Source organism: Paraburkholderia edwinii (assembly GCF_019428685.1).
Taxonomy (GTDB): domain Bacteria; phylum Pseudomonadota; class Gammaproteobacteria; order Burkholderiales; family Burkholderiaceae; genus Paraburkholderia; species Paraburkholderia edwinii.
In genome coordinates, this window is the sequence record NZ_CP080095.1 from 806,608 (window position 1) to 828,072 (window position 21,465).

A 21,465-nucleotide genomic window follows, 5' to 3' on the forward strand; every position below is an offset into this window, starting at 1 on the left:
TGGGCAGTCGCGGCACGCTTCAGGTTAGGTTACGTTCGCCCCCGTCCTGTTACGCCTGGATGCATGCATGTTACGCGTGACGGGTACGACTTCCCCCGAAGTCACCGGTTCACCGCTTCGTTCGAGGCGGCCGGCAGCTTTGGTCGTTATTCGCGACAAGGCGTCGGGCTCGTCCGTCCGATCGACCTCGTGCGCGTTGTGGCGCGTGGCGCCACGTTGCGTTGCTCGTTTCATACAGCGCCCTTGATGGGGTCCAACGCTGCATAAAGCGTTCCTATCTGGTGTTCGTGCACCGTTTTTGAGCGCGGCGAACGACGAAGCCCGCCGCGCTTTTCGGTAAACTGACAGCAACTTCTTCTTTTTTCCGTCGCCTGACGCACGTTTTTCATGCAATCGGTGGCACGCAACCTCGATGTCCAGTAAAAATTACGAGATCCGGCCCAATCAATCCGTCGAACTGCTAAAGGAACTGCACATCCTGACGCGCGACGGCAAGATGAATCAGGACAGCCGCCGCAAACTCAAGCAGGTCTATCACCTGTTCCAGTTTATCGAGCCGCTGCTGCAAGATGTAAAGCAAACGAAAGGCTCGGTGTCGCTCGTCGATCACGGCGCGGGAAAATCCTATCTCGGCTTTATTCTGTATGACCTTTTCTTCAAGGATCTGCGCGATAACTCGCACATCTACGGCATCGAGACGCGCGAAGAACTCGTCGCGAAGTCGGAGGAACTGGCCGCACGGCTTGGCTTTGGCGGGATGTCTTTTCTGAATCTGTCAGTGGCCGAATCGATCGAGTCGGACCGGCTGCCGCCGACCATCGACATCGTGACTGCGCTGCACGCCTGCAACACCGCCACCGACGATGCGATCCGTTTCGCGCTGCAAAAGCGCGCGCAGTACGTCGTCGTGGTGCCGTGCTGTCAGGCGGAGGTGGCGGGTGTGCTCAAGCGCAACAAGAGCAAGTCGCTTGGCAATGCCCTAACCGAAATCTGGCGCCATCCACTGCATACACGAGAGTTCGGCAGCCAGATCACCAATGTGCTGCGTTGTCTGCAACTCGAGGCGCACGGCTATCAGGTGAACGTCACCGAGCTGGTCGGCTGGGAACACTCGATGAAGAACGAGCTGATCATCGCGCACTACAAGGATTTGCCGCGACGCAAACCGACCGAGCGGTTGCACGAAGTGATGGAGACGTTCGGTCTCGACGAATTGCGCGAGCGGTTTTTCGTCGACGCCTGAGCGCGGCGCGGCCGGCGCTCCCGGCCGTCAGTCGGTCCCGGTATCGGCCCGCGCCGCCATCCATTGCTGCCAGCCTTGCCGGCCGAGCCGCCGCAACGTTTCCTGATTGCGTTCGTAGATGTCGGCGGCATCGGGAAATGCATCGACTGCGCGCTCGATGCTCGCTTCGCGCAGCAGATGCAGGATCGGATACGGCGAGCGGTTCGTGTAGTTTTCGATGTCGTCGGGCTCGCTGCCTTCGAACTGGTAGTGCGGGTGAAAACTCGCGATCTGCAGCGTGCCTTCGAGACGCAGATCCTGCAGCATCCGGTCCGCGAAATACAGGCAGTCGTTGTAGTCGAGGAAATCGGCAAGCGCGCGCGGAAGAATCAGCAGCGTTGTATCGATGAGGGCGGGGTCTGCGTCCGCAAGCGTGCGCATTTCGCTTTCGAGGTCAGTCAGTACGCCTTCGGTGTTTGTCGCGTCGCTGACCGCATAGCGAATCTGGTCTTTCACATGCACCGCTTTGGCGAACGGACACAGATTGAGTCCGATCACCGCGCGCGTGAGCCAGTGGCGCGTCGCCGCAATGATGGCTTCGTGTGATTCGGTATCGGCGGGCAACGGAGAAAGCGGCATAGCGGGACTACAAGACGAAAGCGATAAGACCGCTATTTTACCGGCGCCTCTGTGCACGCAGCCGCGATCAGTTGCGCGGCAACGACCGGCGCTGCCGCAATCGGCCCGCAGCCGGGACCATAGGTCTGACTCGCCGCATAGATGCCTTCGATCAGCAACGCAAGCGCGTCCGCGAGCGCTGCGGGCTCGCGCGCGCCCGCTTGCGCAGCCAGTTCATTGAGCCGAGCGACGAGCTTTTCCTTATTGCGGTTCACGCATAGACGGGCAGGGTGCGATGCGTCGGGAAACTCCGCTGATACGTTGACGAACGGACAACCGCGGTAATCGGTTGCCGATGCACGCTGCGCGAGGTCCGAGAAATACCGGTTCAATCGTTCGACCGGCGTGCCGGAATGTTTTGTGATGTGGCGTTCGAAGCGCTCGAAGAACTCGCGGTCCGCCTGTTCGAGCCACGCGACGACCAGATCGTCCTTCGACGAAAACTGCCGATAGAGGCTCATTTTGTTCACGCCGGCGCGTTCGACGACCGCATCGACGCCGACCGCGCGCACGCCTTCGCGATAGAACAGTTCGTTGGCCGCGCGCAGCAGATGTTCCTGCGCTTCGAGCCCCGCTGTTTGCGGACGACGTGGCGTCGCTCGCGCGCCGGTTCGCGATGGCGCCTGCGCTTCGCCTTCAGCGTGTGCAGTGTGTGAGGTGGTCTGCGGTTTTCCGGCGCGGGAATCGTTCATGACAGTGTGCAAATACGGGTGAGTCGCCTTGACATGTTACTGACCGGTCACTACCATCGCAAGACCATTGTGACAGACCAGTCACAAGTGCTTTAGTCTGAAATATTCAAAGGGTCCATATCCATCCCACGGATCACCCCGGACCCTAACCCATCGCGACGACGCGTTTGCCCATCTCCCGCAGAGGTGTTCGTCGAAACGGAGAGCAACGGATGAACTGGGCTTCAAGACTCATTGGAGGGCGCTTTCACTACGGCTGGCTAGCGGTTGGCGTGGTGTTCCTCGTGCTGCTCGCGGCGGCCGGCACGCGCGCGACGCCGAGCGTGATGATGGTGCCGCTCGAACACGAATTTGGCTGGAGCCGCGCGACCATCTCGCTTGCGATTTCGGTGAATATCGCGCTGTACGGGCTGACCGGCCCGTTCGCCGCGGCGGCGATGCAGCGCTTCGGCGTGCGTCCCACGCTGCTCGCTGCACTTGCCATTATGGGCGCCGGCGTCGCGCTGTCGTCGATGATGACGGCGCCGTGGCAGATGGTGCTCGTGTGGGGCGTGATGGTCGGCGGCTCGACCGGCGTCGCGGCGCTGACGTTGTCGGCGACAGTCGTCAACCGGTGGTTTACGAAGCGGCGCGGGCTCGTGATGGGCATCCTGACCGCGAGCTCCGCGACCGGCCAGCTCGTGTTCCTGCCGATGCTGGCCGCCATCGCCGAGCATCACGGCTGGCGGCCGGTCGTGTGGGTGGTCGCCATCGCGGCCGCCGTCGTGCTGCCGCTCGTTGCGTTCCTGCTGCCCGAGCGTCCCGCCGATCTGACCTTGCGTCCTTACGGCGAACCGGCCGACGCGCCGTTGAGAACCGACCAGTCGAAGCAGAACCCGCTTGCGATCGCATTCGGCACACTCGCGTCCGCGAGCAAAACGCGTGATTTCTGGTTGCTGTTCTTCAGCTTCTTTATTTGCGGCGCGAGCACCAACGGCTATGTCGGCACGCACCTGATCGCGATGTGCGGCGACTACGGTCTCTCTGAGGTGCAGGGCGCTTCGCTGCTCGCGGCGATGGGCATCTTCGATCTGTTCGGCACGACGTTGTCGGGATGGCTGTCCGATCGCTTCAATTCGCGCGTGCTGCTGTTCTGGTACTACGGCCTGCGCGGGTTGTCGCTGATCTATCTGCCTCACGCGTTCGGTATCGACTTTTTCGGCTTGCCGCTGTTCGCCGTGTTCTACGGTCTCGACTGGATCGCTACGGTGCCGCCCACCGTGCGTCTTGCAACTGATGTGTACGGCAAAGAATCGGCGCCGGTCGTGTTCGGCTGGGTCGTGGCCGGACACCAGCTCGGCGCGGCGTTCGCTGCACTCGGCGCCGGCATGCTGCGCGCGAGTCTCGGCACGTACACGGTTGCGTCGATGATCTCGGGCGGCTTGTGCCTCGTTGCCGCGGTGATCGTGCTGCGCATCAACCGTCGTCCGCGCGGGGCCGCGGTTCAGGCGGTCTGAGGACGTCGCGCCATCGCGCATCCTGCACTGCATCGCAGTTGAAGTTGCGTGTGCATGAACCCATCGATCGCCGGTTTGGCGCTAGCGTTCCGGGTTATCCTATCCGGCCACTGCGCAATGATCGATCGTTCATGCACAACGACCGCGAGATGCACATGTCTAAAAAAGTCGCTGCGACCGAAGTTCCTATTCAAGATCTGTTGGCAAGCCGCTGGAGTCCGCGCGCATTTTCGAGCGAACCTGTGAGCCGCGAGCATCTGCAGGCTGTGCTCGAGGCGGCGCGCTGGGCGCCGTCGGCGTTCAACGGGCAGCCGTGGCGCTTTGTCGTGTTTGATCGCGGTGTCGATGAAGTCACGTTCAAGAAGGCATTCTCGACACTCGTGCCGTTCAACCAGGGGTGGAACGGCGCCGTGCCCGTGCTGATCGCCGTCACGACGCATACGTTGACCAGCAAGGGCGGCGTCAACCGTTGCGCGCCTTACGATGCGGGCGCTGCGGCCATGGCGCTCGTGTTGCAGGCCCATGCGCTTGGCCTCGCCGCGCACCAGATGAGCGGCTTCGACGTCAACGCGTTCCGTCGCGCCTTCGAAATTCCTGACGACGTCGAAGTCATTTCGATGATTGCGCTCGGGCACTTCGGCGAAGTCGAGAAGCTCGATCCGGTGCTGCGCGAACGCGAGAAGTCGGTACGCACGCGTTTGCCGCTTGCGGAGATTGCTTACGCGGGGGCGTGGAAGAAGGCGTTTTAGGCGTGGGAATCGGGCGTGCCGCGTAGGCCGGGGCGCGGAGGGCGAGTCGCTTAGGCCGGGCCGCGTAGGCGAGCTCGCGGAGGGCGAGTCGCTTAGGTTCGGCCGCGTAGGTCGGGCCGCGCGGCCCGAGCTGCGCAAGGCTGTGCCGTGCGAGCGCGCGCCGCGCCAAGCCGTGCCACGCCAGACCGTGCCACGCCAGACCGTGCCACGCCAGACCGTGCCGCGAAGCGATCTCGCGCGGACGGACGCAAGCTTCCGCTGCAGCGCCTGCGTCTGCCCGGCCGCACATCAAACGTCAGTCATCTTCAACCGCGGACAGCGGCGCGGCGACGCTCTCGAGCGAGCGCCGCTCCGCGTCGACGCCCCATATCGCCGCGATCACCGCCGCGGCCAGCATCAGCGCCGAGCCGACGAGGTAACCGTAAAACACCTCGCTGCGTTGTTGCGTATCGATCAGGCGTCCAAAGAACGCCGGCCCGACGATGCCACCGAGCGCGGTGCCGAACGCATAGAACACAGCGATCGCAAGCGCGCGGATTTCAAGCGGAAACGACTCGCTGACGGTCAGATAAGCAGAACTCGCCGCGGCCGAAGCGAAGAAGAAAATCACCATCCACGAGATCGTCTGCGTCGTAACGGTCAGCCAGTGCTGTTCGAACATATAGCCGCTGATGGTCAGCAGCACGCCGGAAAGCGCGTAGGTCGTCGTGATCATCTTGCGCCGGCCGATCACGTCGAAAAGCCGTCCGAGCACCAGAGGTCCGAGAAAGTTGCCGAGCGCGAACGGCAGCAGATACCAGCCGATATGATCGCCGGGCACGCCGTAGAAGTCGGTCAGCACGAGCGCATAGGTAAAGAAGATCGCGTTGTAGCAGAACGCCTGCGCGGTCATAAGCGACAGGCCGACAAACGCGCGTCGCCGATGCCGCACGAAAAGCGTGCTGAACACTTCGCGCAGGGTCGTGTGGTCACGCGCGCGCAGGCGGAGGCGCTTGAGCGTGTCGCCGCCGCCGAGCGTGTGCCCGTCGCGGCGAAAGCGCGCCTCGATTTCCTCGACCACCGCGCGCGCTTCGTGCGCTTCGCCGTGCGTGAGAAGCCAGCGCGGACTTTCGGGAATCCACCTGCGCATCGGCAGGATCGCGAGCGCGAGCACCGCGCCGATCAGAAAGCACGCGCGCCAGCCCCAGTCCGGCGGCATGAGCCCCGGGTCGAGCAGCACGAGCGAGCCCGCCGCGCCGAGCCCGGCGCCGACCCAGAAGGTGCCGTTGATGCCGAGATCGGTCCAGCCGCGCACGCGTGCCGGCGTGAACTCCTGGATCGTCGAGTTGATGGCCGTGTATTCGCCGCCGATGCCTGCGCCGGTCAGGAAGCGGAATAGCAGAAACGTCGCGAGATTCCACGAAAATGCGGTTGCCGCCGTCGCGGCCAGATAGAGCCCGAGCGTGATGAAGAACAGCTTGCGCCGGCCCAGACGGTCAGTCAGCCAGCCGAAACCGAGCGCGCCGAGTACGGCGCCGGCGATATACGCGCTGCCCGCGAGGCCGACTTCCGCATTGTTGAAATGCAGCGATGGGCTTGCTTTCAACGCACTCGCCACCGCGCCCGCGAGCGTCACCTCGAGCCCGTCCAGCAGCCACGTGATGCCGAGCGCGCCCACGATCAGCGTGTGAAAGCGGCCCCATGGCAGACGGTCGAGCCGCGAGGGCAGGTCCGTCTCGACGATCGAGGACGACGCGGACTCAGCGCGTGCCGTTGCGGCGGGCGGTTCGGACATGGCGGCGAGTCTCCTGTTTCGTTGTGGGGGCGGGCGGGCAATTCCGCGAAACCACGAGATTTCCGCAAATTTCGTTCCGCAACGTGCGCTCACTTACAGCCGCTTACCGCGGCTTGCATGCCAGCGGCGCCGCCGCCCCCGATCGACCCGCGCCAGGTTCGCACCGCTTGCACGCGAATCCGCATCACGGGTTGCCGCAGGTCGCGCTTTCGTGCTAAAAAGCCGGTCCCTTCTCTCGTTCGCGCGGGCGCGGGCGGCGCACCCCGCCGTCAGCCAGCGATGTGCTCATGACCTTTTGCGCGATTGACTTCGGTACGTCGAATTCGGCGGTCGCGGTGCCAGGCAATGGCGCGCTGCGGCTCGCGCCGGTCGAAGGCGCGTACACCACGCTGCCGACCGCCGTGTTCTTCAACACCGACGAAAACACCCGCGAGTACGGGCGCGCCGCGCTCGAGGCGTACATCGACGGCTTCGACGGCCGCCTGATGCGCTCGATGAAGAGCATTCTCGGCTCGGCGCTCGCCGACAGCACAACGGATCTCGGCGACGGCAGCGCGATCAAGTACACCGACGTGATCGCGATTTTCCTGACGCATCTGAAGCGCCACGCGGAAGCGGGCGCCGGCGTCACGCTCGAGCGCGCGGTGCTCGGCCGCCCGGTGTTCTTCGTCGACGACGATCCGCGTGCAGACCGTCTCGCGCAGCAACAGCTCGAAGCCGCCGCGCGCACGGTCGGCTTTCGCGACATCGAGTTCCAGTATGAGCCGATCGCGGCCGCCTTCGACTACGAATCACATCTGACGGAAGAGCAGCTCGTGCTGGTCGCCGATATCGGCGGCGGCACGTCGGACTTTTCGCTTGTGCGGGTCGGGCCGCAACGGATGGCGCGCATCGAGCGCAAGGACGACGTACTCGCGCATCACGGCGTACACGTCGCGGGCACCGATTTCGACCGGCGGGTCGAACTGACGACGATCCTGACGGAACTCGGCTACCGGTCGCTCGATCCGGAGGGGCGCGAGGTGCCGAACCGCGTCTATTTCGATCTCGCGACGTGGCATCTGATCAATACCGTCTATGCGCCGAAGCGCGTCGGCGAGCTTGCGCTGATACGGCATCTGTACACGGACACGAGTCATCACGACCGGCTGATGCGGGTCGTCGAGCGGCGTCTCGGGCACGCGCTGGCCGCATGCGCGGAAGAGGCGAAGATCGGCGTCGCAGCGGGCGGCGAGACGCTGATCGACCTGGAGATGGTCGAAGACGATCTGCGCGTCGCGTTCGACGAAGCGCAACTGATCGAAGCCGGGAAGGAAGAAACGCGACGCATCGTTCAGGCGGCGCGCGACACGGTGCAGTCCGCCGGCGTCGCCGACCGCGACGTCGGTGCGCTGTATTTCACGGGTGGCTCGACGGGGCTCGCGTTTCTCTCCGGCGCACTTTCCGCGGCATTTCCGGGTGCACGGCCCGTGTTCGGCGACCGGCTCGCCAGCGTGGCCACCGGCCTCGGCATTCACGCGCAACGTGTATTCAGCTAGTCGGATTCTCGAAGCCGCCGGCCTTTGCATAGACGCGGCATCGTGTAACCGGTATTGCGCCTACGCGTGAAACCGATCAACAGACAATAGAAGACGCCCAGATGCAAAAAACCCCGCCAAAGCGGGGTTTTTTTAGTGTCCTGGGGTAGTCCCCAGGAGATGCAGCTTAGGCCGGCTTGATGTTAGCGGCTTGCTTGCCCTTCGGGCCCGTCTTCACTTCAAACGTGACCTTCTGGTTTTCCTGGAGCGTCTTGAAGCCTTCGATGCGGATTTCCGAGAAATGCGCGAACAGATCTTCGCCGCCGCCGTCCGGGGTGATAAAGCCAAAGCCCTTAGCGTCATTGAACCACTTGACGGTACCGGTTTCCATATTACTTTTTCCTAAAAGAGGTAAATAAGGCCGAAGCCTGTAGGGGGTGCACGAAAATCAAGGAAGGGGTAATAGGACCAGCCGGAGTACCGCTGATGGGCGAACCAACCAAGAAAGACCAATTCACTCGCCACTTGAAATCCTGCCCGATATTTATACGGTCATTTCGAGAGAAGGTCAATAGTGTCCCCGTTTTCTTCACTGGCATTAACGCTTTATGCCAAAAGCCGGGTTTACAAAGCTTGCAAATCGCAGGGATTTTTTGTAGGAACAAGTCGATTTTTCGTGTTCAACGGCGGGTGCAACCGTTACACTACGCGCCTCGTTGGCGGTTGCACCCAAGGCATGACGTCATTGCTCAGTTGTGTATGCCCAGTTTGTGTACGCAGTCCTTGAAGTTGTTCTGACAGGGTGGCCCGAAGCGTGCGTATCGTGGCCGGCCGAAGGCGCACCCATCCGGAAAAGCGGGGAAATTGCGCGGCACCGATACGGCCTCAGAAACAAGGAGAAGACGTGACTAGTTCTATTCAACGAAAGATCGGACCGATCGCTCTGCTGTTGACGGGCCTGGGTTCGATCATCGGATCCGGGTGGCTGTTCGGCGCCTGGAAGGCCGCAAAAATTGCAGGGCCCGCAGCCATTTGTGCATGGGTCATCGGCGCTGTAGTGATTCTCGCGATCGCACTGACTTATGCGGAACTCGGTGCGATGTTGCCGGAGTCCGGTGGCATGGTGCGCTACGCGCGGTACTCGCATGGGGCGCTTGTGGGTTTCATCAGCGCGTGGGCGAACTGGATCGCGATTGTGTCGGTGATCCCGATCGAAGCCGAGGCGTCGATCCAGTACATGAGTACGTGGCCTTACCCCTGGGCGCATGCACTGTTCGTCAACGGATCACTGACAACCAACGGGCTATTGCTGTCCGCCGCGCTTGTCATTGTCTATTTCCTGCTGAACTACTGGGGCGTGAAACTGTTCGCGCACGCCAATTCGGCAATCACCATCTTCAAGTTCATCATCCCCGGCGCGACGATCCTCGGTCTCATGCTGACGGGTTTTCATCATGAGAACTTCGGCGAGGCGAGCACCTTCGCGCCGTACGGCTGGTCGGCCGTGCTGACTGCGGTGGCGACGAGCGGCATCGTCTTCGCGTTCAACGGATTTCAAAGCCCGGTCAATCTCGCGGGCGAAGCGCGTAACCCGGCGAAGAGCGTGCCGTTCGCGGTGATCGGATCGATCCTGCTTGCGCTCGTGATCTACGTACTGCTGCAGATCGCGTATATCGGCGCAGTCAATCCGGCCGATGTGATGAAAGGCTGGAGCCACTTCACGTTTGCGTCGCCATTCGCGGAACTCGCGATCGCGCTGAACCTGAACTGGCTCGCGATTCTTCTGTACGTCGATGCGTTCGTGAGCCCGAGCGGCACCGGCACGACGTATATGGCGACCACCACGCGGATGATCTACGCGATGGAGCGCAACAACACGCTGCCGAAAATGTTCGGCGTGGTGCATCCGCTCTATGGCGTGCCGCGTGCGGCGATGTGGTTCAACCTGCTCGTGTCGTTTATCTTCCTGTTCTTCTTCCGCGGCTGGAGTTCGCTCGCGGCGGTGATCTCGGTCGCAACGGTCATTTCGTATCTGACGGGGCCGATCAGTCTGATGGCGCTGCGCCGCACCGCGACCGACCTCGAGCGTCCGCTGCAGATCGCCGGCATGAAAGTGATCGCGCCGTTCGCGTTCGTCTGCGCGTCGCTCATTCTGTATTGGGCGAAGTGGCCGCTGACCGGCGAAATCATCCTGCTGATGATCGTCGCGCTGCCCGTGTACTTCTACTATCAGGCGAAGTCCGGTTTTGCCGGCTGGGGACGCGACCTGAAGGCGGCATGGTGGCTCGTGGCCTATCTGCCGACCATGGCGGTGCTGTCGCTGATCGGCAGCAAGCAGTTCGGCGGCATGAATGTGCTGCCGTATGGATGGGACATGATCGTCGTGATCGCGTGTGCGCTGGTGTTTTACTACTGGGGCGTGCATACCGGTTACCGCACCGAGTACCTCGCCGAGCGCGAATCGCATGATGAGATTCTTGAGGGGATTGGCGCTTAAAGTGCGGTTGCGATCCGCTTGAGGATGAGTGGCCGCGCGGGACTCGCGCGGGCAACGTAAAAAGCCCGTTCGATGATGTTTTGCATCGGACGGGCTTTTTGTTTTGTGATCTACGACGGCTTCACGCAGCTTCACGCGAGGTCACTTCAAGCGTCGGTGAACACGTAGTTCGTCATCGCCAGCACGCGCTGATACGTGCCGAGTGGCTGGATCTGCATCTGATAATCGTCGCTAGCCGCGCCCAGTGCCGCGAATACCGGCAGCAGGTGCTCGTCGGTCGGGTGCATCGACACCGCGTGCGGCGCGAGGCGTCGATAGTCGAGCAGCGCGTCGATGTCGCGCGCGGCGAGACGCGCTTCGAACCAGTCGGTGAACTCGGTCACGCGTGGATCCGCGTCTTCGACGCGGGCCGAAAAATCCGCTTCGCGCAGATTGTGGGTGATCTGCCCGGAGCCGATCACCATCACGCCCTCGTCGCGCAGCGAACGCAATGCGCGTCCGATGCGAAAGTGGTGAGCGGGATCGAGGCGCGGCTGGATCGACAACTGGGCGACCGGGATATCGGCGGCCGGGAACATCAGCAGCATCGGCACCCACGCGCCATGGTCGAGCCCGTGCGGTTCGCTCGACGAGGCAATGCCCGCGGCGTCGAGCAGTTCCGCCGCGCGGCGCGCGACTTCCGGCGCACCGGGCGCCGGATACTGGATTTCGTAAAGCTGGCGCGGGAAGCCGTAGAAGTCGTGGATTGTCTCCGGTTGGCTGGCGGTGCTCGCGACAGGCTTCGTCGTCATCCAGTGCGCGGACAGCATCAGGATCGCCTTCGGGCGCGGCAAGGTTGCCGACAGCGAGGCGAATTCGGCGGACGGCAGCGATGGGTCGATCGGCAGCGTCGGCGCGCCGTGGGAAAGAAAGAGCGTCGGTAAGCGGGTCATGGCGGCATCGGTCGCGTATCGGCGCGACGGAGGTTGGCTTCGATGTTGCGACTATATAGACGCACCGGCGCTTGATAAACGGGGCAAAGCGGATTTGATTGCGTCGTCAGCGTTGTGAATCGCGGTCGAGGCCGTTCCGAACCTATTCCGTTCCGCCCAAGCCTTCCCACGCCGGCGCAAGCGACGGCCCGAGCCCAAGCAGATCGACCACGCGCGACACCGAATGGTCGACCATCTCTTCGAGTGAAGCGGGCTTGCTGTAAAACGCAGGCACCGGCGGAAACACGATGCCGCCCATCTCGGTGACGGCCGTCATATTGCGCAGATGCGCGAGGTTCAGTGGCGTTTCGCGCACCATCAGCACGAGCCGGCGGCGTTCCTTCAACGTGACGTCGGCGGCGCGCGAAATGAGGTTGTCGGACAGTCCATGCGCGATGCTCGCGAGGGTCTTCATCGAACACGGCGCGACGATCATTCCGTGCGTCATAAACGAACCCGAGGCGACGCTCGCGCCGATGTCGCGCACCGAATGGACGGCATCCGCGAGCGGGTGCACGTCGTCTTTGGTCAGTTGAAGTTCGTGATGGATATTGAGCCATCCGGCGCTGGACACCAGCAGATGGCTTTCGACACCGCCGACCCGGCGCAGCGCGTGCAGCAGCCGGATGCCGTAAATCGCGCCCGATGCGCCCGTGATCGCAACGATCACGCGGCGCGGCGCCGTAAGGCGTGTGTCCATGGTTTGAGGCGCCTGATCGGTCACTGCGCGCCCCTTATCGATTACGTGAGCCGCCCCGGCCGGTTAACTGCGGGCCCCTGATCTGATGGCTTCGAGTGAGCGAGCCGCTCCAAAGCAATCGACCGGCAACCGGGCGGTCGCCTGGCAGCGCCAAGACAGCCGGTAGCCGCGACGGGCCCTTCTTCTGCTAACGGCGTTTCTTTAAGCCGCGGCGAACAACTGCTTAAGTTCGCCCGATTGGTACATTTCCATCATGATGTCCGACCCGCCGACGAATTCGCCCTTCACGTAAAGCTGCGGGATGGTCGGCCAGTTCGAGTATTCCTTGATGCCCTGGCGGACTTCGTCGTCTTCGAGCACGTTGACGGTCTTGAACTCGTCGACGCCGCATGCCTTCAGGATCTGCACCGCACGGCCCGAGAAGCCGCACATCGGAAACTGCGCGTTGCCCTTCATGAAGAGCACGACGTCGTTTTCGTCGACGATTTGCTTGATGCGTTGTTGCGTATCCATGACTGACCTTGCGATTCCGGAAATAAGTGGGATTGACTACAAATGATAGCGGATTTCGCCCGTGCGAGCCGACGGTGCCGAAGGCGGCAACTCGCCGCCGCTGATGCGCTCGATGCCGGCCAGATCGCATACGGACCGCACCCCATCAAACCCGCGCTCAGCAAGCAGCGCCCGCACGGCAACCGCCTGATCGTAGCCATGCTCGATCCATAGCATGCCGTGCGCGGCGAGCCATGCCGGTGCATTCGCCACGATCGAACGGATCGCGGACAAGCCGTCGGCTTCGTCGGTGAGCGCGCCGCGTGGCTCGAAGCGTAGATCGCCTTGCGCGAGATGCGGGTCGTCGCTGGCGATATACGGCGGGTTGCTGACGATCGCATCGAAACGCAGGTCGCTGGTGGCGTCGAGCGGCGCGTACCAGTCGCCTTGCAGCAAAGTCAGCGGGCCGCCGGGGCGCTGCGCGTCGAGCAGACGCGCAGCATTGCGTGCGGCGACTTGCAGCGCTTCGGCGGACCGGTCGACGGCCCACACCTGCGCATCTGGCCGCGCGGACGCGATCGCGACCACAATCGCGCCGGTCCCCGTGCCGAGATCGAGGACACGCGGCCGCGCGCGGCCGGCGATCGCGTCGAGCGTGGTTTCGACGAGCAGTTCGGTTTCCGGGCGCGGAATAAGCACGTGCGGCGTGACTTCGAACTCGAGCCCGTAGAACTCGCGCGCGCCGACCAGTTGCGCAATCGGCTCGCCCGCAAGTCGCCGCGCTTCGAGCTGATGCCAGAGCGCGACCTTCGCGGCAGCGAGCGGTTCGTCCGCACGCGTGATCAACTCGGTTCGACGCCAGCCCAGCAGATGTGCGAGCAGAATGCGCGCCTCGAGCGCCGGCAGCGCCGACGCGCGCAGCAACGCGGCAACCGTAGCCGATGCCGCTTCTGATGGCGATGCGCCGGCCCTTTCGTTGCCCATTCCGTCGCTCATTTCGCGCCTTACTCCGCGTCGCCGAGCGACGCAAGCAACTCGGCCTGATGCTCGCTGACCAGCGCCGCGATCAGCTCGTCGAGATCGCCTTCCATCAGCGCTTCGAGCCGGTACAGCGTCAGGTTGATCCGGTGATCGGTGAGCCGCCCTTGCGGGAAGTTGTACGTGCGGATGCGCTCCGAGCGGTCGCCTGAGCCGATCAGGCTCTTGCGCGTCGCGGCTTCCTTCGCGTGCTGCTCGTGGTATTGCTTGTCCTTGATGCGCGCGGCGAGCACCTTCAGCGCGCGGTCCTTATTCTTGTGCTGCGAGCGGTCGTCCTGACACTCGACGACGATACCGGTCGGCAAGTGCGTGACGCGCACCGCCGAGTCCGTCTTGTTGATGTGCTGGCCGCCGGCGCCCGACGCACGGAACGTATCGATGCGCAGGTCGGCGGGATTGATCTCGACTTCACCGATCTCATCGGCTTCCGGCATCACCGCCACCGTGCACGCGGACGTATGGATGCGGCCTTGCGTCTCGGTGGCCGGCACGCGCTGCACGCGATGGCCGCCCGACTCGAACTTGAGCTTCGAGTATGCGGCTTCGCCGGCAATACGCACGATCACTTCCTTATAACCGCCGAGGTCCGATTCGCTTGCCGACATCATTTCGACCTGCCAGCGGTTGCGCTCCGCATAGCGCAGATACATGCGCAGCAAGTCGCCCGCGAACAGCGCCGACTCGTCGCCGCCCGTGCCCGCGCGAATTTCGAGGAAGATATTGCGCTCGTCGTTCGGATCTTTCGGCAGCAGCATGCGCTGCAATTCGCCTTGAAGCTGCTCCATCCGCTCGCGCGCGGCGCGGATTTCTTCTTCGGCGAATTCCTTCATCGACGGATCGGACATCAGCTCCTGCGCGGTCGTCGCGTCATTGACCGCCTGGCGCCACAGCGCGTAGTGCTCGACCACAGGCCCCAGCTCCGCATGCTCACGCGTGAGCTTGCGGTATTGATCGAGATTCGCGGTGACGTCTTCGCGGCTCAACAGGTCGTTCAGTTCGGCCAGCCGTGTCGTGAGCTGGTCGAGCTTGCTTTGCATGCTCGTTTTCATCGGACTTTTGCAGTGCGGTCCGGAGTGGGCTCCGGAGCGGATAACCAGAATTCGGGAAGCGGGCGGCAGGTATCACGAAACTGCGCCGCGGAAACTGCCGCGAGGCTCGTGGGCCGCGGGCAGGGGCGCCGCGCACATTCCGGGAAGCAACTAGTGCTGCTGGCTGCCGGTGCGCCGACGCTCGAATCGCGTGAGCGCAGCTAACGCTCGGATGTGTGATTGTGTTTGTAGAAGCCGCTCATCAATTCGATGAGCGTGGCGCGGTTGTCGCTGTTCGCGCGGTTCAGCGCATGCGTCGGACCGTGGATCAACTTGTTCGTGATGGCCTGCGACAGCGCTTCGAGCACGACGGCCGGATCGTCGCCGCGCGCGAGCATCTTGAGCGCCTTATCGACTTCGGCGCGGCGCAGCGCATCCGCCTGCGTGTGCATATGGCGAATCACCGGCACGATGCTGCGCGCGTCGAGCCATTGCATGAAGTTCTGCACGCGCGTTTCGATGATCGCTTCGGCCTGCGCAACGGCCGCCTGGCGCGAAGCATTGCCTTCGCGGACGATCGCGCCAAGATCGTCGACGGTGTACAGGAACACGTCTTCGAGCATGCCGACTTCGGGTTCTATATCGCGCGGCACGGCGAGGTCGACCATGAAAATCGGGCGGTGGCGGCGCGCCTTGACCGCGCGCTCGACAGCGCCGAGACCGATGATAGGCAGCGTGGACGCCGTGCACGACACGATGATGTCGAATTCGTGCATGCGCTTGGGCAACTCGGCAAGCGGAATCGCGCGGCCGTTGAAACGTTCGGCGAGGCGCTCGCCGCGCTCGGCGGTGCGGTTCGCGATCACGAGCTCGCGCGGCTGTTGCGCGGCGAAGTGCGTCGCGCACAGCTCGATCATTTCGCCGGCGCCGATAAAGAGCACGCGCTGGTTCGACACCTTGTCGAAAATCCGCTGTGCGAGGCGCACGGCCGCGGCCGCCATCGATACGGACTGCGCGCCGATTTCGGTCTCGGTGCGCACTTCCTTTGCGACGGCGAACGTACGCTGGAACAGCTGGTTCAGATAGGTGCCAAGCGCACCGGCTTCGGATGCGGTGCGCACCGCATCCTTCATCTGACCGACGATCTGCGTTTCGCCGAGCACCATCGAATCGAGCCCCGACGCGACACGAAACGCATGGCGCACCGCTTCCGACTGCGGCAGCGCGTAGACGTGCGGCGCGAGTTCGTCGACGGGGAGGTTGTGGTACATCGACAGCCACCGGATCGCGGCTTCGCGGGCAGCGTGGTCGTCGGTGGCGCAGTAGAGTTCGGTGCGGTTGCAGGTAGACAGGATGGCCGCTTCGGGCGCGTTGGGCGCCGCACGGCCGAGCCACAGCTCCTTGAACGCATCGAGCGCGGGCTTGATCTGTTCGAGCGGAAACGCCACGCGTTCGCGCAGGGCGACTGGCGCTGTGTGGTGGTTGATTCCGATCGTTAAAAGCTGCATAAATGGGGACAGCCCGCCAATTGGGGCTATGGTTTAGCCCCATATTATAGCGTTTCCACGATTGTTTCAGTCCTGGGCGGCTCATCCCCATCGCCGCTGCCGTCTTCGGCGGAGACAGGGTCGAGCCGGTAGCCGAAGCCGTACAAGGGCGTCAACGCGTAGCCGCGCTCGGGCCGCAATTCCAGCTTCGCGCGGATGCGCGATGCATGCGTGTCGAGCGTGCGTGACTTGATGTCGCGGCGACCCCAGACGGTTTCAAGTATCTGGGCGCGTGAAACGGGCCGCGACATGTTCGAAAAGAGCAGGAGCGCGAAGCGCAGCTCCTTCGGTGTCAGCGCAATGACCTGACCCCGGCAGACCACGAGCGAGCGACCGCCGTCGAAGGCATATTCGCCGAAGGTTTCCCGCGCGCGGCTGCGCGGCCGGCGAAAGCCGGCGCGGCGAATCAGGGCATCGACGCGGGCGAGCATTTCGGGGCCGCGCACCGGCTTCGCGACGCAGTCGTCGGCGCCCGCGTGCAGCGCGGCCACGAGTTCGCTTTCGCGCGGCGCCTTCATCGTGACGATGACCGGCAAGCCGGGCAGCACGTCGCGCGCGAGTGCGATGACGTCTTCGGCGCAGCGGTCGCCGGCCCAGGCTTCGGTGACGAGAAGATCGAAGAAAAGCTGCTTCGCGCTGCAGAGGAACGGGTCGCTGGCGCTGAAGTGCTGGCACGCGTGTCCGGCGGCAAGCAGCAGGCGGGTGACGAGTTCCGCGTGGCGAAGGTCCGGCTCGATGAGGGCGATTCGCATGGGACGCGTTGCAGACCGGCGCCTTAATGATTGCGAGCGAGGTGGCGAGCGTGCAGGCAGGCGTTGCGGCTTGCCTAACGTTATTCCCGCCCCTAAACTCAACCGCTACCCATCGCCCGCGCGACTGCTGGCGAACCGCCGATGAACAGCGGCGCAGATAAGCGCCGTGCTGACCTTCTGGTTAATGAGAGAAAAAATGCTAACTATCGTCCGCATGCCGGCAAATGGGATAAATCCGAAACTTCGGACAATTCCGCTGCGGCACGAGGGGCGTCGCTGATGGGATGGTCCGGCATCGTCGTGGTCGGGGTCGCGGTGGGGCTGGCGGGCTGGTGGCTGCACCCGTTGCGGCGCAGAAGCGGCGCGCGGCTCTGGATGGCAATTCTGGCGGGCGTGCTTGGCGCGGCGCTCGCGCGCATGGCCGGCAATGTCACGACGCTTTTTCACGACGGCGATACGCTTGAATGGCCGGTCTGCACGGCGGTTGCGCTGGCCGCGGTCGCGGCGGTCGGCATGCTGTCACGGCGGCGCTGACATGCCGCTCAATCTCTTCTGGTGAACACGATGAACGTCCGACTCCCTGAAACCGCATCGATCCCTGAACGGATCGCGCAACTGCGCGGTGCGATGACGCGCGAAGGCCTTGCCGCTTATCTCGTGCCGTCGGCGGATCCGCACCTGTCCGAGTATTTGCCGGGCCGCTGGAAAGGGCGCGAGTGGCTGTCCGGCTTCACCGGTTCGGTCGGCACGCTCGTGGTGACGCAAAATTTCGCGGGCCTGTGGGTCGACAGCCGCTACTGGGTGCAGGCCGAAGCGCAACTGGCCGGCACCGGCATTGCACTCATGAAGATGATGGGCGGCCAGCAGACGCAGCCGCATATCGAATGGCTTGCGCAGAACGTGCCGGCGGGCGGCACGGTCGGCGTCGACGGCGCGGTGCTCGGCGTCGCGGCGGCGCGTGTGCTTGGCGACACGCTCACTGCGCGCGGCGTGAAGTTGCGCACCGACGTCGATCTGTTCGATGCGATCTGGCCGCAGCGTCCGTCGCTGCCGGCCGACGCGGTCTACGAACATGTGCCGCCGCAAGCGAGCGTGACGCGCGCGGAGAAGCTTGACCGGTTGCGCCGCGCGATGCAGGAGCAGGGCGCGCAGTGGCATTTCATCTCGACGCTCGACGACCTCGCGTGGCTGCTGAACCTGCGCGGCGCCGATGTGAACTACAACCCGGTGTTCGTTGCGCACGCGCTGATCGGGCTCGATCGCGCGTCGCTGTTCGTCGTCGACGGCAAGGTTCCGGCGACGCTCGCCGACGCGCTCGCGCGCGACGGCATCCGCGTCGAGCCGTATGCGCTCGCGGCCGGCGCACTGGCGGCGCTGCCCGCCGGCGCGACGCTGCTGGTGGATCCGCGGCGCGTCACGTTCGGCATGCTGCAGTCCGCGCCGGCGCACGTGAAGCTGGTCGAAGCGGTCAATCCGACCACGTTCTTCAAGTCGCGCAAGACCGAAGCCGAAGCCGAACATGTGCGCGCGACGATGGAGCAGGACGGCGCGGCGCTCGCCGAATTCTTCGCGTGGTTCGAAGGCGCGCTCGGCCGCGAGACGATCACCGAACTCACGGTCGACGAACGGCTGACGGCAGCCCGCGCACGCCGCCCCGGCTTCGTCACGCTGAGCTTTTCGACGATCGCCGCGTTCAACGCGAACGGCGCGATGCCGCACTATCGCGCGCTGCCGGAGTCTCACGCGATCATCGAAGGCAACGGCCTGCTGCTAATCGACTCGGGCGGCCAGTACCTGAGCGGCACCACCGACATCACGCGTGTCGTGCCGATCGGTACGATCATCGATGAACATCGGCGCGATTTCACCACGGTGCTCAAAGGCACGATTGCGCTGTCGCGTGCGCGTTTTCCGCGCGGCATCCGCTCGCCGATGCTCGATGCGATCGCGCGCGCGCCGATCTGGGAAGTCGGCGCCGACTACGGTCACGGCACGGGTCACGGCGTCGGCTACTTTCTGAATGTGCATGAAGGGCCGCAGGTCATCTCGCATTACGCGCCGGCCGAAGCGTGGACCGCGATGGAAGAAGGGATGATCACGTCGATCGAGCCGGGCATCTATCGGCCGGGCAAGTGGGGCATCCGCATCGAAAACCTCGTGCTGAACCGCGCGGCGGGCAAGACCGAATTCGGCGATTTCCTCGACTTCGAAACACTGACGCTGTGCCCCATCGACACGCGCTGCATCGCGTTGCCGCTGTTGCGCGACGACGAGCGCGCGTGGCTCAACGCGTATCACGAGACGGTGCGCGCGCGGCTCGCGCCGCATGTGTCGGGCGACGCGAAGGCATGGCTCGAGACGCGTACGAAGGCGATCTGAGCGGCGCGACGCTTTCAGCGCATCGTCCTTCCACCCTGTGACCAACAACGGAGCTTGCATGACCATCAAGGCAGTCGTGTTCGATTTCGGCGGCGTGCTGATCGACTGGAGTCCGCAGTACCTCTACCGCACGCTGATTCCGGACGAAGCCGAGCGTCAGTGGTTTCTCGCGAATGTGTGCACGATGGAGTGGGTGATTCGCCAGGACGGCGGCCAGCCGATTGCCGAGGGCACGGCCGAATTGATCGAGCAGTTTCCCGACCACGAGCCGCTGATTCGCGCGTTCTACGAGCGCTGGCACGAGATGGTCGCGGGCGTGCTGCACGACGGCGTTGCGACGGTCGACAAGCTCGACGCGGCCGGCGTGCCGATCTTCGGCCTGACGAACTGGTCGGCGGAGACATTCCCGTATGCGTGGGAGAACTACCCGGTACTGCGACGCTTTCGCGACATCATCGTGTCGGGACGCGTGAAGCTCGTGAAGCCGGACCCCGCGATCTTCAGCATGATGCGCGAGCGGATCGAAGCGCACGTGCCGGCCGTGGCGCCGCACGAACTCGTCTTTATCGACGACAACCTGATAAATGCCGAAGCGGCGAGCGCGCTCGGCTGGCATGGCGTGCATCACACGAGCGCGGCACAGACTGAAGCGAAGCTGCGAGAACTGGGTTTGCCGGTTTAATAGCGCAGCTTGTGGTTAGCACACGCATAAGGTGAGCGGCGACGCGCGATCGGCATCATCACCGCGTCGCTCATCCCTCTTCGCGCTTATTGCCCAGGCTCACTGCCCAAGCAGATTCTTCAGCGCGTTGCCGAGTCCCTTCACCGTCTCGCCCGCTCCCTTCGCGACACCTTCCGCGCTTACCCCGAGCGCCTTCGCGAAGTTCGCGCGCAGCTCGGTCATCAGGCTTTCGTTGAGCCTGAATTTCGGGTCGCGCAGATTGCCGTCGAGGACGAAATGCAGCGTGATCTCGTCACCGTGGTTCTTGAGTGCGGCGACCGCAGCGCGGGTCGGAATCGAGAGAAACGTGTCGAGCGGATTCTCCGATTCCTGCAGCCGCAAATGGTGCAGCGTCAGCATTCCCGGCGCGTGGATGTGATAGTCGCGCACGGTTGATTCGACGTTCAGGTCGAGCGTGCCGCCCGTCACGCGCGCTTTCGCGCCGGCCTTTTTCAGCAGATACGGGTCGAGCGTCACGATATCGACGCCGCGCAGCGTCGTCGTCAGCTGCGAGTCCTTGTTCGCGATTTTGATCCAGCCGTTAAATCCGACTGTGCCCGTGTGTTCGGGGCCCTTGATCGAACCCGTGACGGTCACCGAAGTCGGCTCCGTGAGTTCAGGCAGGTGAATATGCTCGACGGTCGCGTTCGCGTCGGTCACGCTGACCTTGTACGCCGGCTGACTGACCATTTGATCGTAGAAATCGAAGGTGCCGCGCTCGAAGCGGATCTGGTCGATCAACTTTTCCGCGGGCAGCGGCTCGCGCGCGCCAGGCGCGCTCGCAGCCGGCTGTGCGCTGCTCACCGACTGCCGGAGATTCGGCAGCAACTCGATCTTGCCGCTCGGCCTGCGAATGGCCGGCAGCGTGAAATCGCTGACCACGACCTCGCGGATATGCACGCGCCGCCGCGTGAGCGCATCATGCAGATCCGGCACCAGCGTGATCTGGGCGGCGCGCAAGGCATCGGGCGTCGGCCAGTCTTTCGGTGCGACCAGGCGCACGTTGGTGAGTGTGATCGACTTGAAGCCGACGTCGATGCTTTCCGCGCTGCCGAGCGGCCCAAGCGCTTCGGTGACGCGCGCTTTGACTTCGCGCTGCACGTAGTACAAACCGCCAAGCGCCACGACCGCGAGCACGATGATGACGGCGACCACGCCGACGATTACGCGCTTGCCCACCGACATCGTCATTCCGCCTCCCAATGGTTAGGT

Annotated in this window: 20 protein-coding genes; 8 read left to right on the top strand and 12 right to left on the bottom strand. The window is 63.8% G+C overall.

Annotation, left to right across the window (positions count from 1 at the left end):
• The first annotated feature begins 412 nt into the window (after positions 1 to 412).
• Positions 413 to 1,243 carry a class I SAM-dependent methyltransferase gene (locus KZJ38_RS03550; RefSeq protein ID WP_219798803.1) on the top strand — a complete coding sequence of 277 codons (831 nt, stop codon included), beginning with the start codon at positions 413 to 415 and terminating at the stop codon, positions 1,241 to 1,243.
• A 27-nt stretch (positions 1,244 to 1,270) separates the two neighbouring features.
• Here KZJ38_RS03550 and KZJ38_RS03555 read toward each other — a convergent pair whose 3' ends face one another.
• Together KZJ38_RS03555 and KZJ38_RS03560 are read right to left on the bottom strand one after the other, a co-directional pair.
• The gene (locus KZJ38_RS03555; protein WP_219798804.1) at positions 1,271 to 1,861 is read right to left on the bottom strand and encodes a DUF1415 domain-containing protein; all 591 of its coding nucleotides are present in this window, start codon (positions 1,859 to 1,861) and stop codon (positions 1,271 to 1,273) included.
• Between the two features lie 32 nt (positions 1,862 to 1,893).
• A complete protein-coding gene (locus tag KZJ38_RS03560) occupies positions 1,894 to 2,592 on the bottom strand; it encodes a TetR/AcrR family transcriptional regulator (protein WP_219798805.1) in 699 nt (232 codons plus the stop codon).
• Between the two features lie 212 nt (positions 2,593 to 2,804).
• On the opposite strand from KZJ38_RS03560, the gene KZJ38_RS03565 reads away from it, so the two are divergent.
• Both KZJ38_RS03565 and KZJ38_RS03570 read left to right on the top strand, forming a co-directional pair.
• Positions 2,805 to 4,088 carry an MFS transporter gene (locus KZJ38_RS03565; RefSeq protein ID WP_219798806.1) on the top strand — a complete coding sequence of 428 codons (1,284 nt, stop codon included), beginning with the start codon at positions 2,805 to 2,807 and terminating at the stop codon, positions 4,086 to 4,088.
• A gap of 155 nt (positions 4,089 to 4,243) precedes the next feature.
• On the top strand, positions 4,244 to 4,837 hold the full coding sequence (locus tag KZJ38_RS03570; RefSeq protein WP_219798807.1) for a nitroreductase family protein: 594 nt from the start codon (positions 4,244 to 4,246) through the stop codon (positions 4,835 to 4,837).
• Positions 4,838 to 5,132: 295 nt separating this feature from the next.
• Here KZJ38_RS03570 and KZJ38_RS03575 read toward each other — a convergent pair whose 3' ends face one another.
• Positions 5,133 to 6,611 carry an MFS transporter gene (locus KZJ38_RS03575; protein WP_219798808.1) on the bottom strand — a complete coding sequence of 493 codons (1,479 nt, stop codon included), beginning with the start codon at positions 6,609 to 6,611 and terminating at the stop codon, positions 5,133 to 5,135.
• A gap of 287 nt (positions 6,612 to 6,898) precedes the next feature.
• Between KZJ38_RS03575 and KZJ38_RS03580 the strand changes: the two genes are divergently transcribed.
• Positions 6,899 to 8,149, top strand: coding sequence for an Hsp70 family protein (locus KZJ38_RS03580; RefSeq protein WP_219798809.1), 1,251 nt, complete (start codon positions 6,899 to 6,901; stop codon positions 8,147 to 8,149).
• 166 nt (positions 8,150 to 8,315) lie between these two features.
• Here KZJ38_RS03580 and KZJ38_RS03585 read toward each other — a convergent pair whose 3' ends face one another.
• Positions 8,316 to 8,519 (bottom strand): cold-shock protein, encoded by a 204-nt coding sequence (locus KZJ38_RS03585; RefSeq protein WP_075158275.1) that lies wholly within the window; start codon positions 8,517 to 8,519, stop codon positions 8,316 to 8,318.
• Between the two features lie 513 nt (positions 8,520 to 9,032).
• Here KZJ38_RS03585 and KZJ38_RS03590 point away from each other — a divergent pair.
• Entirely contained in the window at positions 9,033 to 10,625 is a 1,593-nt protein-coding gene (locus KZJ38_RS03590; RefSeq protein ID WP_219798810.1) for an APC family permease, read from the top strand.
• Between the two features lie 146 nt (positions 10,626 to 10,771).
• On the opposite strand, the gene KZJ38_RS03595 is transcribed toward KZJ38_RS03590, so the two are convergent.
• The 7 genes from KZJ38_RS03595 to KZJ38_RS03625 form a co-directional block, all read right to left on the bottom strand.
• A complete protein-coding gene (locus KZJ38_RS03595) occupies positions 10,772 to 11,557 on the bottom strand; it encodes a DODA-type extradiol aromatic ring-opening family dioxygenase (protein ID WP_219798811.1) in 786 nt (261 codons plus the stop codon).
• Positions 11,558 to 11,699: 142 nt separating this feature from the next.
• Positions 11,700 to 12,296 (bottom strand): UbiX family flavin prenyltransferase, encoded by a 597-nt coding sequence (locus KZJ38_RS03600; protein WP_219798812.1) that lies wholly within the window; start codon positions 12,294 to 12,296, stop codon positions 11,700 to 11,702.
• 201 nt (positions 12,297 to 12,497) lie between these two features.
• The gene (gene grxD / locus KZJ38_RS03605) at positions 12,498 to 12,809 is read right to left on the bottom strand and encodes a Grx4 family monothiol glutaredoxin (RefSeq protein WP_219798813.1); all 312 of its coding nucleotides are present in this window, start codon (positions 12,807 to 12,809) and stop codon (positions 12,498 to 12,500) included.
• A 36-nt stretch (positions 12,810 to 12,845) separates the two neighbouring features.
• The gene (gene prmC / locus KZJ38_RS03610) at positions 12,846 to 13,784 is read right to left on the bottom strand and encodes a peptide chain release factor N(5)-glutamine methyltransferase (RefSeq protein WP_246641632.1); all 939 of its coding nucleotides are present in this window, start codon (positions 13,782 to 13,784) and stop codon (positions 12,846 to 12,848) included.
• Between the two features lie 8 nt (positions 13,785 to 13,792).
• Positions 13,793 to 14,875: a peptide chain release factor 1 gene (gene prfA, locus KZJ38_RS03615; protein WP_219798814.1), complete on the bottom strand. Its 1,083-nt coding sequence runs from the start codon at positions 14,873 to 14,875 to the stop codon at positions 13,793 to 13,795.
• Positions 14,876 to 15,075: 200 nt separating this feature from the next.
• Positions 15,076 to 16,362, bottom strand: coding sequence for a glutamyl-tRNA reductase (hemA, locus tag KZJ38_RS03620; RefSeq protein ID WP_219798815.1), 1,287 nt, complete (start codon positions 16,360 to 16,362; stop codon positions 15,076 to 15,078).
• A gap of 44 nt (positions 16,363 to 16,406) precedes the next feature.
• Positions 16,407 to 17,153, bottom strand: a complete 747-nt coding sequence (locus KZJ38_RS03625; protein ID WP_219798816.1) for a response regulator transcription factor — start codon at positions 17,151 to 17,153, stop codon at positions 16,407 to 16,409.
• 279 nt (positions 17,154 to 17,432) lie between these two features.
• On the opposite strand from KZJ38_RS03625, the gene KZJ38_RS03630 reads away from it, so the two are divergent.
• From KZJ38_RS03630 to KZJ38_RS03640, 3 genes are read left to right on the top strand one after another with little or no spacing between them, the layout of a single operon-like run.
• On the top strand, positions 17,433 to 17,687 hold the full coding sequence (locus KZJ38_RS03630; RefSeq protein WP_219798817.1) for a hypothetical protein: 255 nt from the start codon (positions 17,433 to 17,435) through the stop codon (positions 17,685 to 17,687).
• Between the two features lie 30 nt (positions 17,688 to 17,717).
• Entirely contained in the window at positions 17,718 to 19,532 is a 1,815-nt protein-coding gene (locus KZJ38_RS03635; protein WP_219798818.1) for an aminopeptidase P family protein, read from the top strand.
• Between the two features lie 58 nt (positions 19,533 to 19,590).
• Positions 19,591 to 20,214: an HAD family hydrolase gene (locus tag KZJ38_RS03640; protein ID WP_219798819.1), complete on the top strand. Its 624-nt coding sequence runs from the start codon at positions 19,591 to 19,593 to the stop codon at positions 20,212 to 20,214.
• A 99-nt stretch (positions 20,215 to 20,313) separates the two neighbouring features.
• Here the strand turns inward: KZJ38_RS03640 and KZJ38_RS03645 are convergent, their stop codons facing one another.
• Positions 20,314 to 21,444 carry a DUF748 domain-containing protein gene (locus KZJ38_RS03645; RefSeq protein WP_219798820.1) on the bottom strand — a complete coding sequence of 377 codons (1,131 nt, stop codon included), beginning with the start codon at positions 21,442 to 21,444 and terminating at the stop codon, positions 20,314 to 20,316.
• Positions 21,445 to 21,465: the final 21 nt, after the last annotated feature.